At 72.9% G+C, this 13,490-nt stretch carries 15 protein-coding genes; 12 read left to right on the top strand and 3 right to left on the bottom strand.

Annotated features, from left to right (window positions below):
- Positions 1-57: 57 nt before the first annotated feature.
- Positions 58-1,278, top strand: coding sequence for an NAD(P)/FAD-dependent oxidoreductase (locus tag ACZ6C6_RS27470; protein ID WP_469206299.1), 1,221 nt, complete (start codon positions 58-60; stop codon positions 1,276-1,278).
- Positions 1,275-2,222 carry an RNA polymerase sigma-70 factor gene (locus tag ACZ6C6_RS27465; RefSeq protein WP_469206297.1) on the top strand — a complete coding sequence of 316 codons (948 nt, stop codon included), beginning with the start codon at positions 1,275-1,277 and terminating at the stop codon, positions 2,220-2,222. Before ACZ6C6_RS27470 ends, ACZ6C6_RS27465 begins: the two co-directional genes overlap by 4 nt.
- A gap of 62 nt (positions 2,223-2,284) precedes the next feature.
- Here ACZ6C6_RS27465 and ACZ6C6_RS27460 read toward each other — a convergent pair whose 3' ends face one another.
- Complete coding sequence (locus tag ACZ6C6_RS27460; protein ID WP_469206295.1) at positions 2,285-2,758, bottom strand: VOC family protein; 474 nt, start codon at positions 2,756-2,758, stop codon at positions 2,285-2,287.
- Positions 2,759-2,840: 82 nt separating this feature from the next.
- Here ACZ6C6_RS27460 and ACZ6C6_RS27455 point away from each other — a divergent pair, with 82 nt between their 5' ends.
- The 6 genes from ACZ6C6_RS27455 (at position 2,841) to ACZ6C6_RS27430 (ending at position 7,027) form a co-directional block, all read left to right on the top strand.
- Complete coding sequence (locus tag ACZ6C6_RS27455) at positions 2,841-3,317, top strand: nuclear transport factor 2 family protein (protein ID WP_469206293.1); 477 nt, start codon at positions 2,841-2,843, stop codon at positions 3,315-3,317.
- A 94-nt stretch (positions 3,318-3,411) separates the two neighbouring features.
- Positions 3,412-4,044, top strand: a complete 633-nt coding sequence (locus ACZ6C6_RS27450; protein ID WP_469206291.1) for an RNA polymerase sigma factor — start codon at positions 3,412-3,414, stop codon at positions 4,042-4,044.
- Positions 4,041-5,102: a CU044_5270 family protein gene (locus ACZ6C6_RS27445; RefSeq protein WP_469206289.1), complete on the top strand. Its 1,062-nt coding sequence runs from the start codon at positions 4,041-4,043 to the stop codon at positions 5,100-5,102. The genes ACZ6C6_RS27450 and ACZ6C6_RS27445 overlap by 4 nt, the downstream gene beginning before the upstream one ends.
- 24 nt (positions 5,103-5,126) lie before the next feature.
- Positions 5,127-5,888 carry a histidine phosphatase family protein gene (locus ACZ6C6_RS27440; RefSeq protein WP_469206287.1) on the top strand — a complete coding sequence of 254 codons (762 nt, stop codon included), beginning with the start codon at positions 5,127-5,129 and terminating at the stop codon, positions 5,886-5,888.
- Entirely contained in the window at positions 5,885-6,376 is a 492-nt protein-coding gene (locus tag ACZ6C6_RS27435; RefSeq protein ID WP_469206285.1) for a nucleotidyltransferase domain-containing protein, read from the top strand. The genes ACZ6C6_RS27440 and ACZ6C6_RS27435 overlap by 4 nt, the downstream gene beginning before the upstream one ends.
- Positions 6,377-6,559: 183 nt before the next feature.
- On the top strand, positions 6,560-7,027 hold the full coding sequence (locus tag ACZ6C6_RS27430; protein ID WP_469206283.1) for a DUF2871 domain-containing protein: 468 nt from the start codon (positions 6,560-6,562) through the stop codon (positions 7,025-7,027).
- A gap of 67 nt (positions 7,028-7,094) precedes the next feature.
- Here the strand turns inward: ACZ6C6_RS27430 and ACZ6C6_RS27425 are convergent, their stop codons facing one another.
- On the bottom strand, positions 7,095-8,288 hold the full coding sequence (locus tag ACZ6C6_RS27425) for an alpha/beta hydrolase family protein (RefSeq protein WP_469206281.1): 1,194 nt from the start codon (positions 8,286-8,288) through the stop codon (positions 7,095-7,097).
- Positions 8,289-8,476: 188 nt separating this feature from the next.
- On the opposite strand from ACZ6C6_RS27425, the gene ACZ6C6_RS27420 reads away from it, so the two are divergent.
- Entirely contained in the window at positions 8,477-9,139 is a 663-nt protein-coding gene (locus tag ACZ6C6_RS27420) for an ArsR/SmtB family transcription factor (RefSeq protein WP_469206279.1), read from the top strand.
- Positions 9,136-10,461 carry an MFS transporter gene (locus tag ACZ6C6_RS27415; protein ID WP_469206277.1) on the top strand — a complete coding sequence of 442 codons (1,326 nt, stop codon included), beginning with the start codon at positions 9,136-9,138 and terminating at the stop codon, positions 10,459-10,461. Before ACZ6C6_RS27420 ends, ACZ6C6_RS27415 begins: the two co-directional genes overlap by 4 nt.
- On the opposite strand, the gene ACZ6C6_RS27410 is transcribed toward ACZ6C6_RS27415, so the two are convergent.
- The gene (locus tag ACZ6C6_RS27410) at positions 10,416-11,318 is read right to left on the bottom strand and encodes an NAD(P)/FAD-dependent oxidoreductase (RefSeq protein ID WP_469206275.1); all 903 of its coding nucleotides are present in this window, start codon (positions 11,316-11,318) and stop codon (positions 10,416-10,418) included. The genes ACZ6C6_RS27415 and ACZ6C6_RS27410 overlap by 46 nt on opposite strands.
- A 150-nt stretch (positions 11,319-11,468) precedes the next feature.
- Here ACZ6C6_RS27410 and ACZ6C6_RS27405 point away from each other — a divergent pair, with 150 nt between their 5' ends.
- Positions 11,469-12,611, top strand: a complete 1,143-nt coding sequence (locus tag ACZ6C6_RS27405) for a serine hydrolase domain-containing protein (RefSeq protein ID WP_469206273.1) — start codon at positions 11,469-11,471, stop codon at positions 12,609-12,611.
- Between the two features lie 36 nt (positions 12,612-12,647).
- Positions 12,648-13,487 carry a class I SAM-dependent methyltransferase gene (locus ACZ6C6_RS27400; RefSeq protein ID WP_469206271.1) on the top strand — a complete coding sequence of 280 codons (840 nt, stop codon included), beginning with the start codon at positions 12,648-12,650 and terminating at the stop codon, positions 13,485-13,487.
- Positions 13,488-13,490 lie beyond the last annotated feature (3 nt).

The raw sequence follows: 13,490 nt of genomic DNA, 5'->3' as shown, positions 1-13,490 counted from the left end.
TCCCGGGCCTCCGCCCCATCCCCTGGTCGTCAGCAACCGATGAGGGAAGGGCCGGTCATGAACACACAGCGGAGGACCCGTACGGAGGACACGCACCACGTGGTGGTTCTGGGGGCCGGGTACGCGGGAATGGCCGCGGCCGTGCAACTGGCCGCCCGGACCGGAAAGCGGCGGGACGCCGTGCGGGTGACCGTGGTGAACGCGCGGGAACGGTTCACCGAGCGGATGCGGCTGCACATGACCGCCACCGGCCGCCCCCTCGGCACGATGAGCGTCCCGGAGATGCTGGAGGGCACGGGCGCGCGGTTCACGCGGGGCTGGGTGACGGCGGTGGACGCCGGGGCGAGGACCGTACGCGTCGACGACGAGCGCGTCCTGTCCTACGACACGCTGGTGTACGCGCTGGGCGGGGTCGCCGACACCTCGTCGGTGCCGGGCGCCGACGACCACGCGTACACGCTGGACAGCGCCGAGGACGCGCAACTCCTCGCCGAGCGGCTGGAAGCCCTCGGCCGCGACGCCGGCCGCGGCACCGTGGCCGTCGTCGGCACCGGACTCACCGGCATCGAGTCGGCGGCGGAGATCGCCGAGCGGTACCCCCGCCTCGACGTGGTCCTGCTCGGCGGCGCGGAGCCCGGCGCGACCATGAACGACAAGGCGGCGGCGCATGTGCGGGGCGCCCTCGACCGTCTCGGGGTGCGGGTGCGCGGCGGCGCGGGCGTGGTGAAGGTGCTCGCCGGTTCGGTGGAGCTGGAGGGCGGCGAGAGCATCGCGGCCGACGCCGTCCTGTGGACGGGCGGCACGCGGGTGGCACCGCTGGCGGCCGCCGCGGGCCTGGAGGTGGACGAGCGCGGACGCATCGTCACCGACCGGTCGCTGCGCTCCGTTTCGCACCCCGAGGTGTACGCGGTCGGCGACGCGGCCGCGATCCGGCAGGGCTACGGGGTCATGCACGGGACCTGCCAGGGCGGGATGCCGACGGGGGTGCACGCGGCCCTGTCGATCGACCGGGTCCTCAGGGGCAAGCAGCCGAAGCCCTTCCGGTTCGGCTACTACCACACACCGGTGAGCCTGGGCCGGGGTGACGCGGTCGTCCAGTTCACCCGGCCCGACGACAGCCCGCGCCGGATCTGCCTGGTGGGGGCGGCGGCCGTCCGGTACAAGGAGACCGTGACCGCCTCGCCCTGGCCGACGTACGGCCGTATGAAGAAGATGCCCGCGTCGGGCGCGTTCTGGCCGCGCGGCGGCCGCTTCACCCGCGTCCGAGGAGACAAGTGACCAGCGACACCGACCGTTTCGCCCATTCCGGCCAGCAGGTGTTCCTGGAGTACCGGCGGCTGCTGTTCTCCGTGGCGTACCGCGTCCTCGGCACCGCCGCCGATGCCGAGGACTGCGTCCAGGACGCCTGGCTCAAGTGGTCCGCCGCGGACCGTTCGCACGTGGCCGACCCCAAGGCGTACCTGACCCGGATCGTGACGAACCTGGCGCTCGAACGGCTGCGGTCCGCCCGGCACAAGCGGGAGACGTACGTCGGGCCGTGGCTGCCGGAGCCCGTCCTGACCGGCGGGCCCTCCGAACCCGTCCCGGACGCCGAATCGGCCGCGCTGGACGCCGAGTCGGTGTCGATGGCCATGCTGGTGGTGCTCGAAACGCTCAGTCCGCTGGAGCGCGCGGTGTTCGTGCTGAAGGAGGTGTTCGCCTTCAGCCACGCCGAGATCGCCGAGGCGGTGGAGCGTTCCGAGGCGGCGGTACGGCAGGCCGCGCACCGCGCCCGTGAGCATGTGCGGGCCCGGCGCCCGCGCTTCGAGGCGGACCGGGCGCGGCAGCGCGAGGCGGCGGAACGTTTCCACGCCGCCGCGACGGGCGGTGACGTCAACGCCCTCCTCGAACTCCTCTCCCCCGACGTCACCCTGTGGACCGACGGCGGCGGCAAGGTCCGTCAGGCGCTGCGCCCGGTGACCGGCGCTGCCACGGTGGCGGGCTGGTTCTCGGCAATCGGCACGGTCGCCTACCAGGGAGTCGAACCGGCCGACATGAAGGCGGAGCTCGCCGAGATCAACGGCGGTCCGGGCATGGTGTTCAGCGGCCCGGACCGTGTCGTCGCCACCGTGACCTTCGACTTCGACGCGCAGGGGCGCATCGCCGCGATCCACAACGTGGCCAACCCGGACAAGCTGCGGGCGGTCGCCGAGGGGATCGCGTACGACCTCGGGGCACGGTAGCCGTCGCGCGGCCTCGCTGGCCGTCGCCACCGGTCACCGCCGTCCACGCACGGCGGTGACCGTCAGACCACGTCGAACTCGTTGCCCTCGGGGTCCAGCATCGCGGTGGCGTAGAACTCCATGTCGGGCAGCTCCCTGACCTCAGCCACCGTGGCCCCGGCCCCGACCAGCCGCGCCACCTCGGCGTCGACCCGCTGCTTGCGGACCTCCAGCGGCACGGCACGCCCCCCGCCGACCTTGAGGTCGAAGTGCCACCGGTTCTTGAGCGTCTTCACCTCCGTGACCTTCTGGAACCACACCCGCGGCCCCCGCCCGCCGGGATCCAAGATCGACTCCGGCACGTCCCCCGCTCCCTGCGGCAGCTCCTCCTCGGGCACCCCCATGTCCTCCCAGTAGGCGCGCCAGCTCGCATGCCCCTCCGGCGGCGGCTCGGGAACGTAACCCAGGGCCTCGGCCCAGAAGGCCACCATCCGCTGCGGATCGGCACAGTCGATCACCAGCTGAACCGTCATCCCGGTCTCCGTCTCGGTCTCCATCACCGGAGCATCCCAGAGGGGTCTGACAGTGCCGGAAAGATCTCCTTGACCTCAAGTCCGCTTGAGGGATGAGCCTGTGACCATGGATACCGAAGAGATGCGGCGGCAGCTGCGAAACCTGACCGACCGTGCCGAGATCACCGACCTCCTGGACCGCTACCTCCATTCCCTGGACCACGGAGTCCTCGACGAGGAGTGGGCTCGCGCCTTCCACACCGAGGACGTCACGGCCGAGATGCCCGTGGGCACCGTCCACGGCCGCGATGCGGTGCTGGACCGGGTGCGGCAGGGAATGGCGCTGTTCGACCGGACCGCGCATTTCGGCACGAACAACGTCATCGAGGTCGACGGCGACAGGGCCACGGTTCGTGGCGCCCAGCTGAGCACCCATGTCCTCGCGGGCGGCCCGGACGACGTCTTCGTCTCCGCCGGGCACACGGAAACGGAGCTGGTCAGGACGGCCGACGGCTGGCGGATCTCCGCCACCGCGCTGCGGATCGTATGGACCCGGGGGACTCCGCCGCGCCTTCCGGCGGAATTCGCACCGGCCGCCGTCTGACGCACCCCCCGGTGTGGCGGGGGTCACGGGAACCCGCCGCACCGGGCGGAGAGGTAGAGGTGTGAGATGTGATGATCAGGAAGACCGGGAGAGCATGCGCACACGCATCAGGGCGGGCGACCGCCAGGCGTTCGCCGCGCTCTACGAGGAGTACGCGCGGCCGGTCTACAACCATGCCTACCGGCTGACGGGCGACTGGTCGACGGCCGAGGAGGTCATGTCCGAGACCTTCCTCGCCGCCTGGCGCACCCGGCACTCCGTCGAGCCGGAGGGCGAATCGCTGCTGCCGTGGCTGCTCGGCATCGCGACCAACAAGGCGCGCAACGCCAACCGGGGCACCGGGCGGCGCCTCGCCTTCCTGGCCCGCCGCCCCGCCCCCGCACCCGTCGCGGACATCGCGGACGCCACGGCCGGCCAGGTCGACGACACCCGGCGGCTCGCCGCGGTACGGCAGGCGCTGGACGGACTGCGCCGCCAGGACCGCGAGGTGCTGGCCCTCTGCGTCTGGTCGGGCCTCGACTACGCGAAGGCCGCCGAGGCGCTCGGCGTCCCGGTGGGCACGGTGCGGTCGCGGCTGTCCCGCGCGCGCGAACGGCTGCGGCGGCTCACGGACGAGCGGCTGGCCCGGGAACGGAACGACAACGGCACGGAACCCCACACCCGTCGCGGAGAGGTACAGGGCAGGGCCGCGTTCGTGGCCCTGCCCATCCAGGAGGAAGCCCGATGAACGACCGCACCTCCGGCCCCACCGGGGCCGAACGCGAGGAACTGGCCCGGCTGCTGCCGGCCCCGGCCGAACGGGACCTGCCCCCGGGCCGCCATCTCCACCACAAGGAAACCCTGATGCAGCTGATCGACCAGGACGGCGACCGCACCACCGCCCGCCCCCGGCCGCGCCTCCTGCGCCCCGCCGTCCTGCTGCCCGCCGCCGGGCTGGCCCTGGGCGGGATCCTGTTCACGACCCTCGCCGTGACGGGCCGGGACGAAACCCCCCGCACCGCCGCCACCGCCACGGCCCCGCGCGGCGCGACCGTGCTGCTGGACCGGATCGCCACGGTCGCGTCGAAGAGCGACACCATCGAGGTCACCGACGCCCAGTACGTGTACGTCAGGACGTTGCAGGCCGAGAACACGGGCGCGTTCGGCGGTCCGGTGAAACTGGGCAGGCCCGGTGAGCGCGAGGTCTGGATGACGCAGAAGTCCGGACCGGTGATCGACGAGGGCCTGATCCACCAGGACGGCACGTACTACCCGATCACGGTCGGCGTCCCGGACGGCGAGAAGCCCGTCGGCTGTCCGGCGGGCCTCAACCGGCCGACGTACACCTGGCTCGCCTCCCTGCCCACCGACCCCGACGCCCTGCTCCGCCGCCTCGCCGCCGAGATCACCGCGGACCAGGACGCGCGGAGCACCCCGGCCGGCGAGCGGGACCCGGACCAGGACGCCTTCGAGGCCATCGGGGATCTGCTGCGGGAGACCCTGATGCCGCCGCGGACCGCGGCCGCCCTGTACAAGGCCGCGGCGAGGATTCCCGGTGTGAGCGTGGACACCGACGCGGTGGACGCGGCCGGGCGGCACGGCATCGGCGTGGCCCGTGACAACGAGCGCGCCGGCTGGCGCACCGCCTGGATCTTCGACGCGAAGACCCTGGCGTACCTGGGCGAGCGGACCTACCTCATCCGGGACACCTCCATGGGCCGGAGGGGCACCGTCACGAACACCTCGGCGGTCCTGGAACGCGCGGTGGTCGACGCCCTCCGCGAGAAGCCGTCGACCACGGCCTGACCTCGCGGGCCCTACCCTGACGGCATGACAGACGCGGTACGGGAAAGCGGCGAGCCGGCGCCCTGGCGTCCCGAAGGGGGACCGGGCGGGGCGCCCCTCGCCGTGCCGAACGCGCTCGGCGGGCTGTGGGCGGTCCGGCACGGGCAGAGCACCGCCAACGTCGCCTTCGCCGAGGCGGGCGCGGCACGCCTGGAAGGCCGCGACCGCGACGTACCGCTGTCCGCGCTCGGGCAGGCGCAGGCGCGGGCGCTCGGGCGCTGGCTCGTGGAGTACGCCGGTGAGCTGGACCTCGTCGTCTGCTCGCCGTACGTACGGGCCCGGCAGACCTGGCAGTTGATGGCCGGGTACGCAACCGGTGAGGGCGTCGCTCCGCCTCCGCTTCTGGTGGACGAGCGGCTGCGGGACCGGGAAATGGGCGTCTTCGAGCTGTATCCGCCGGCCGCGCTGGCGGCGCGGGACCCGGAGGAGGCCGCCCGCCGCGACCGCCTGGGCGAGTGGTTCCACCGCCCGCCGGGCGGGGAATCGCTGGCCGATGTCGCCCTGCGGGTGCGCGGCTGCGTGGCCGATCTGGAGCGGGCCGCGCCCGGGCGGCGCGTGCTGCTCGTCGCGCACGACGCGACGGTCGTCGCCGTCCGCTTCGCCCTGGCGGGCGTCGGGGCCGCCGCCCCTGAGGACGTGCCGCCGGTGCCCAACGCCTCGCTGTCCCACTGGCAGGGCGACGGCGGCCGCCTGAGCCTGCGGCTCTGGGGCGGGACGGCACACCTCGAAAGGGACGGGACCGCATGACGGCCGACGATGTGCTGGAGATCCTGGATCTGCTGCGGGAGGCAGGTGCGGACGTCTGGGTCGGCGGGGGCTGGGGCATCGATGCCCTGGTGGGCCGGCAGACCCGGGAGCACCAGGATCTTGACCTGATGCACCGCCTGGAGCAGGAGCCGGCCGTCGTCGCCGCTCTCGCCGCGGCCGGGTTCACCGAAACGCTCGACTGGCGGCCCGCGCGGTTCGTCGTCACGGACGGGACGGGGCGTCAGATCGACCTGCACCCGCTCTCGTTCGGCCCGGACGGCAGCGCCCTTCAGGAGTCCCTGGAGCCCGGGAAACCGTTCGTCTATCCCGCGGACTGCTTCGTCACGGGCAGCGTCGGGGGCCGCACCGTGCCCTGTCTGTCCGCCGCGCAGCAGGTCTACTTCCACCAGGGTTACGAGCCCAGGGGCCAGGACCTCCACGACATGGCGCAGATCCGCGAGGCGTTCGGGATCGGCACGCACTTCTGACCCTTCTGATCCTGGAGTCGGGCGGGACCGGCAGCCCAATCGCGCACGAGAAGCGCTCGAAGGCGGCTTGAGGCCCGCTCGCGAAGTCCCCCGGCGAGCTGCGTGAAACGCCTTGCGCGCGGGACAGGGTGCTTGAATGGCCGCGATCAATACGGTATTCGACCCAGGGGGGCGAACTCCGCCATGCGGAAGTCGTATTACGCAGCACACGTCTACATGATCGTCGGAGTGATCTCGGGGCTCTTCTACCGGGAGTTCACGAAAATCAAGGACTTCCACGGCGATACGCAACTGGCGCTCATGCACACGCACCTGCTGGCGCTGGGCATGCTCGTCTTCCTGATCGTTCTCGCCCTGGACAAGGTCTTCGGGCTGTCCGGCTCGAAGCTGTTCACCGCGTTCTTCTGGTTCTACAACATCGGCATCGCCATCTCGACGGCGATGATGGGCGTCCACGGCATCCTGACGGTGCTCGGCCGCGACGAGGACCACATCGCGGAGGCCGTGCCGCTGACCGCCGGGCTCGGCCACATCCTCCTGACGGTGGGGCTGATCCTGCTCTTCATCCTGCTCGGCAAGCGCGTCAACGAGCACGTCAAGCCGACTGCCACGCCGAACGAGCCGACCGCGGAGACGGCGGGCGCCGTCTGATCTCGCGCCCGGGGGCTTCGATTATTACGGCGTAATAATCGAAGCCCCCGCGTCGCGCAACCGCTCGCTACCGCGCGGGCGCCTGGAACGTCACCTCGGGATTCCCCGGCGTCGGACCGGCCAGCAGACGCTGTGGCACGCCCTTGAGGTGGAGGTCGAAGAAGGCCGCGACGTAGTCGCGGGTGATGTCGCCGGAGCGGTCGGCGGGCAGCGGGGCCGAGGGGTCGGTGATGCCCAACTCCGCAGCGAGCATGGGCAGGTCGGTGAACGTGAAGTGGCCGGAGCCGGCCACCGTGAGCCACCTCTTCCAGCCGTCGAGGCGCGCCCAGTCGCGGTCCCACGTGGTGTCGAAGGTGCCGCCGGACGTGTGGTCGACCTCGGTGCCGATCATCATGAACGGCCGGCCCCGGAGCCCAGCGGCGGGGACCGGCTCGTAGAAGGTTCCGTCCATGTTCACGCCCGCGCGCACGCGCCGGTCGGCGGCCATCGTGGACGCGGCGGAGTTGCCGCCGATGGAGTGCCCGGCCATGCCGATGCGCCGCCGGTCGATCATCGAGGCGTGGCGCCAGGCGGGGTGACCGCCCGTCAGCCGGTCCAGCAGGAACGGGACGTCCTTCGCCCGGTTACGCGCGACCTCCGCGAGCCCCGCGTCACCGACCCGCTCCACGTAGTCGCAGGCGGCGCAGGGCAGGACGCGCCCGCCCGGGAAGACGGTGGCGAGGGACTCGTGGGCGTGGTCCACCGCCGCGACGACGTATCCCCGGGACGCCAGGTCCGTCGCGAGGGACGTCAGCGTGAAGCGGCTCTCCCCGAACCCGGGCGACAGCACGACGAGCGGAAACCGCCCGCGCGCGGGCGCCGCACCGGTGCGCGCGTACGTCTCGGTGGCCCCGATCACCCCGGGCGCGATGACTCCGCCCAACCCCCGTGACTCCAGCAGCAGTTCCGCTTCCTTCGTGCTCATGTACGGCGCGCGCACTCCGCTCCCGGCCTGCGCCGGATAGAACACGGACACCAGCAGCTCACGCGCCCCCGCCTCCGGCACGTACGGATCGGCGCGCCCGATGTCCCGCAGGTGCACGGTGTCCTCGCCGACGGCGTACGGCCCGGACGGCGCGGGCAGCCGCAGTTGCTGGGCGGGTGCGGTGAGCGCGGGGCCGTTCCCGGCGGGCGACGGCGTGGCCGCGACGGCCGGGACGGCGGTGGCCCCCAGGGCGAGGACGAGGAGCGAGGCGGCCAGGGCGCGGTGACGAGTTCTCATGCCCCGAACGCTAGGCGGGACCCCGACGCCCCAACGTCCGCCCAGAGTCCGCGCTTTGGTACGTCCGCGGTCGCATGGGCGGGGCGCGTGTCGTACTACGGGGTGAGGAACTCACAAAGGGTTCTTCGCAAACAGTTCTTCGCGAAGAACCCTTTGCGAAGAAACCTTTGCGGTCTATCGTGTGCCGCATGGCTGATGTGGTGAAGGGGCCGGACGACCCGGCCGTCGACAAGGACTCCGTCGTTCTGGATGCCAAGGGACTACGCGCCCTGGCTCACCCGGTGCGCGTACAACTGATCGGACTGCTAAGGAAGTACGGTCCCTCGACAGCGACCCGGCTCGCGGAGCGCCTGGGGGTGAACTCGGGCACGGCCAGCTACCACCTGCGGCAGCTGGGCGCGGCCGGCTTCGTGGAGGAGGACTCCAGCCTCGGCAACGCGCGAGAGCGCTGGTGGCGGTCGGTGCACCGCACGATCTGGTTCAACGACCCGGAGCTGGCCGAACGGGAGCCCGAGGCCGTCCTGGCCTATCTCCAGTCCGTCGCCGCCATCCACACCCTTCGCATGCAGCAGACGCTGAACGAGCTCCTGACGATGCCCCCGGCGTGGCGGAACTCCTTCGACATGAGCGACTGGGCGCTGCGGCTCACACCTGAGGAAGCCGGCTCCCTGGAGCAGGAGTTGAAAGAGGTCCTCTCGCGCTACCGGCGCGACGTACCGGAGGCCGCTGCCAGCGCCCCCGAAGGGGCCGAGAGGGTCACCGCGATCACGTATGTCCTGCCCGAACTGGACGCGCCCGGCGCGTCGCCGTATCCCGTGCCCCCGGAAGCGGAAGACGGACCCGCAGCATGACCGAGGGCCCGTCGGAGACCGGCGGCATACCCACCGCGACGTCCTTACGGCCGCTCGTCGGGGTGCTGACGGCCATGGCGATGTCGCTGACCGGCACCCGGATCTCCGTCGTGGCGCTGCCCTGGTTCGTCCTCGCCACGACTGGCAGCGCCGGCCGCACCGGGCTCGTCGCCTTCTGCGAGATGGCCCCCTACGTGGTGGTCAAGGCGTTCACCGGACCGCTGGTGGACCGAACCGGGCCGCGGGCCGTGTCCTGGACCACCGACCTGGCCAGCGCGACCGCCGCCGCGACGGTTCCCGTTCTGCACGTCCTGGACGTGCTCTCCTTCCCACTACTGCTGGGGCTGGTCGCGCTGATCGGGGCAGCCCGGGGCCCCGGCGACCTGGCCAAGGAAGTGATGGTTCCGGAAGCGGCCGAGCGCGGTCAGGTGCCGCTGGAGCGTGCCACGGGCCTGTCCGGCGTGATCGAGCGGCTCGCCTCCACGGTCGGCATGGCGCTCGGCGGCTCCCTGGTGGCGCTGCTCGGTCCGCTGACCGCCCTCGCCGTCAACGCGGGCTGCTTCGCCCTGGGATCGGTGGTCATCAGGATCGCATTGCCCCGTGGCGCGGGGCGCACCGCCAACGATGCGCCCGGCCCTGGGGAAGAGCCGGATCCAGGTTACTGGCGGCGCTTCGGTGAGGGCTTCACCTTCCTGCGCGGCGATCCGCTCCTGCTCACCGCCATCGTCATGATCGGCGTCACCAACCTGCTGGACGCGGCGTTCTCCTCGGTCCTCGCTCCGGTCTGGGCCAGGGATTCCGGCAACGGGCCGAGCGCAATCGGCCTGATGGGCGGCGTGATGGGGGCCGGAGGGGTCGCCGGAAGCCTGATCGCCGCCGTCGTCACGCACAGGCTGCCGCGGCGCGTGGTGGTGCTCGCCGGATTCCTGCTGGCCGGAGCGCCGAGGTTCCTGGTGCTCGCCTCAGGCGCACCGCTGTGGGGCGTGCTGGCCGTCTTCGCCGTCAGCGGGTTCGGTGCCGGCTTCGTCAACCCGGTGATGGGGGCCGTCCTCGTGGAGCGGGTGCCGCGCCGGATGCTGGGCCGGGTCAACGCGCTCGGTGACTCGCTGGCCTGGGCCGGAATCCCCCTCGGCGGGCTGCTGGTCGGGGCCGCGGTGACCGCTACCGGACTCGTGCCGATGCTGCTCACGTGCGGGGCCGCGTACTTCCTGACGACGAGCCTGACCGGGCTGCGGCCCGAGTGGCGCGAGATGGACCGTGCGCGGGCCCCGGTCGACTACCCGCCGACGGCATCCGGCCCGAGCAGGTCCCGCCCCGCGTAATACGCGTGCAGCGCCGCCTCGCTGCCCGAGCCCAGGGCGGTCATGATGCGCTGGTAGCGCGCCGAGCGGAGGTCGCCGGCGACGAGGACGCGGGGGTGCTGGTCGGCGGGGGCGCAGTAGCCGTCCGAGCCCCGGACCAGGTCGCCCGGCGGGGCGGCGGGGGCGCTGCCGAGGCTGAGGAAGACGGCGTCCGCGGCGAGTGTGCGGCGCAGGTCCTCCGGGGCGGTCACCTCCGCCGCCTCCGAGAGCGTCAGGTGGTCGACGGGGACGAGCGTGACCCGGGGGTCGTCGCGGATCTCGTCCGTCTTGTACGCGTCGGCCGCCGGGTACGCCACGAGCAGGCGGGCGTCCGTGTCCGGGTGGGCGCGCAGGAAGGTCCCGATCGGGCGGTCGCCGCCGAGCACGAGGAGGGTCCGGCCCTCCTCCGCTCCGGCCTGCCACAGCGGCGGGAGGGTGAGCCCGTCCGGTGCGGTGATCCAGGGGACGTCGCGCGGCTGGAGCGGCCCGACGCCGGTGGCGACGACGGCGTACGGGGCGGTGAGGCGGGCCCCCGTGTCGAGTGTGACGGTCACTTGGTCGTCGGCGGCGCGCAACTCGGTGACGCGGCAACCGAGTTCGGCCCGGCACAGCTCCGTGCCCAGGACCTCCGCCGTGATGGCGTCGGCGAGCGCGGGGCCGTTGGTGTGGCCGCCGAGGACGTTGCCGAGGGCGGGGATGCGATAGAGGTTCCGGCACAGCCGGTCCGGCTCGACCAGCACCGTGCGCAGGCCGACCCCGGCGGCCATCCGGACGGCGGCGCAGCCGGCGGGGCCGCCGCCGATGACGAGCAGGTCGGTGTCGTGCAGCGTGTCGGCCATGGGGCCATTCCAGCAAAACTTCCGGCATGGGGCTGCCCCCACCCCCGATACGGATGATCACCTCATCGCGCCCGCCCGTGCCCGTCGGACATCGTGGGGTCACACGGAGGACGACCTCGCGGTGAGGGTGCCGCGCGACGGAGGAGACCCATGATCAAGCACAAGCGGACGCTGTCCGGCGCGCTCGCCCTGGCCGTGGCGTTCGGGGTGGCGGCGGGCCTGCAGTCCGGCGGTGCGGCCGCCGCCTCGGAGCGCCCGGCCGAACCGCTCCCCGGCATCCTGCACCGGCTGACCACCGTCGACGGCGCCCCCGGGGCGCTGGTCGAAGCGCGCGGCCGGAACGGCGCCACGGTGCTGACCAGCGGCGTCGCGGACGTGGTCAGCGGGGAGCCGGTACGCGGAGACAGCCGCTTCCGGATCGGCAGCATGACCAAGCCCTTCGTGGCCACGGTGGTGCTCCAACTGGTCGGCGAGCACCGCATCGCCCTCGACGCACCGGTGGAGCGGTACCTGCCGGACGTCGTCCGCGACCACCCCGGCGACTGGCGGGGCGTCACCGTACGCCGCCTGCTCCAGCACACCAGCGGCCTGCCCGACTACCTCGACTTCCTCAGCCCGCAGGACATCCTGACGGACCCGCTCGCCCACCACGAAGCCCGCGACCTGGTGGACCTGGCGCTCGACCGGCCCCGTACGTTCCGGCCCGGGCACGGCTGGGACTACTCCAACACGAACTACCTGCTGGCCGGGATGGTCATCGAGAAGGTGACGGGCCGTCCGTACGGGGAGGAGATCCGCCGCCGCGTCATCCAGCCGCTCGGCCTGACGGCGACCACCGTGCCCGGCGACGACCCGGCGATACCCGGCCCGCATCCGCGCGGGTACGTACGCCCGGGCAAGGACGCGCCGCTGATGGACGCCACCGCGGTCAACCCGTCGGTCGCGGGCGCCTCCGGCGAGATGATCTCCAGCGCCTCCGACCTCAACCGGTTCCTGGAGGCGCTCGTGGGCGGTCGGCTGCTGGAACCGGCGCAGCTCAGGGAGATGATGAAGGCCCGCCCGGTGGGCGACGGCCGGGCGTACGGGCTGGGCCTGGAGCGCCGGTGGCTGCCCTGCGGCGGCTCCTACTGGGGCCACGGCGGCGACATCTTCGGCTTCCAGACCGCCGGCGGAGCCACCGCGGACGGTCGGCAGACCTCGGTCATGGTGAACCTCGACCCGGGCGGCACGGACGCCCAGGACGACGACATCCAGAACGCCGTCGAGGCGGGGCTCTGCGGGGCGCGGAACTGAGGGCGCCCGGCGAGCGGACCCCGTAGCCTGCCCCGCATGCCCGAAACCACCGCACCCGCGCCCCGCGACGACACCCCCGAGGACTCCCGACGGGAGCTGCTGCGGCGGACGTTCGACGAGGACGCGGAGCTGTACGACCGGGCCCGGCCCGGGTATCCGGCGGCGCTCTACGACGACCTGGCGGAGCTCGCCGGTGCGCGGCCCGGCAGCCGCGTTCTGGAGGTGGGCTGCGGGACCGGGCAGGCCACGGTCCCGCTGGCCCGGCGGGGCTGCCGGATCACCGCCGTCGAGGTGGGGCCGGGCATGGCCGCGGTCGCCCGGCGCAATCTGGCCGGGGCGGCGGACGTGGAGGTGGTGACGGCCGCGTTCGAGGACTGGCCGCTGCCCGCGGAGCCGTACGACACCGTGCTCGTCGTCACAGCGTTCCACTGGATCGACCCGGCGGTACGCGTGCCCAAGGCGGCCGACGCGCTGCGGTCGGGCGGCGCGCTCGCCGTGGTGCGCACCCAGCATGTGCGCGGCGGCACCGAGGAGTTCTTCGTGGAGGTCCAGCGCTGCTACGAGCGCTACGACCCGGAGACGAAGCCCGGGACACGGCCTCCCACCGCCGCCGAGGTCGGCAACGGGGACCACGCGGATGAGGTGGCGAGCAGCGGCCGCTTCGGCCCGACGGTCTTCCGCCGCTACGAGCACGACGTCACGTACACCACGGCCGAGTACGTGGACGTGCTGCGCACGTACTCCGGGCACCGGGCGCTCCCGGAGGCCGCCCGGCGCGGGCTGCTGGACTCCATCGCCGAGCTGATCGACGGGCGGTACGGGGGCCGGGTGACGAAGCGCTACCTGATCGAGCTGGGCGTCTCCCGCAGGCGGTGACCG

The sequence above is a fragment of the Streptomyces sp. NPDC041814 genome (genome assembly GCF_055590565.1).
This window is presented reverse-complemented; position numbering and strand designations above follow the sequence as displayed.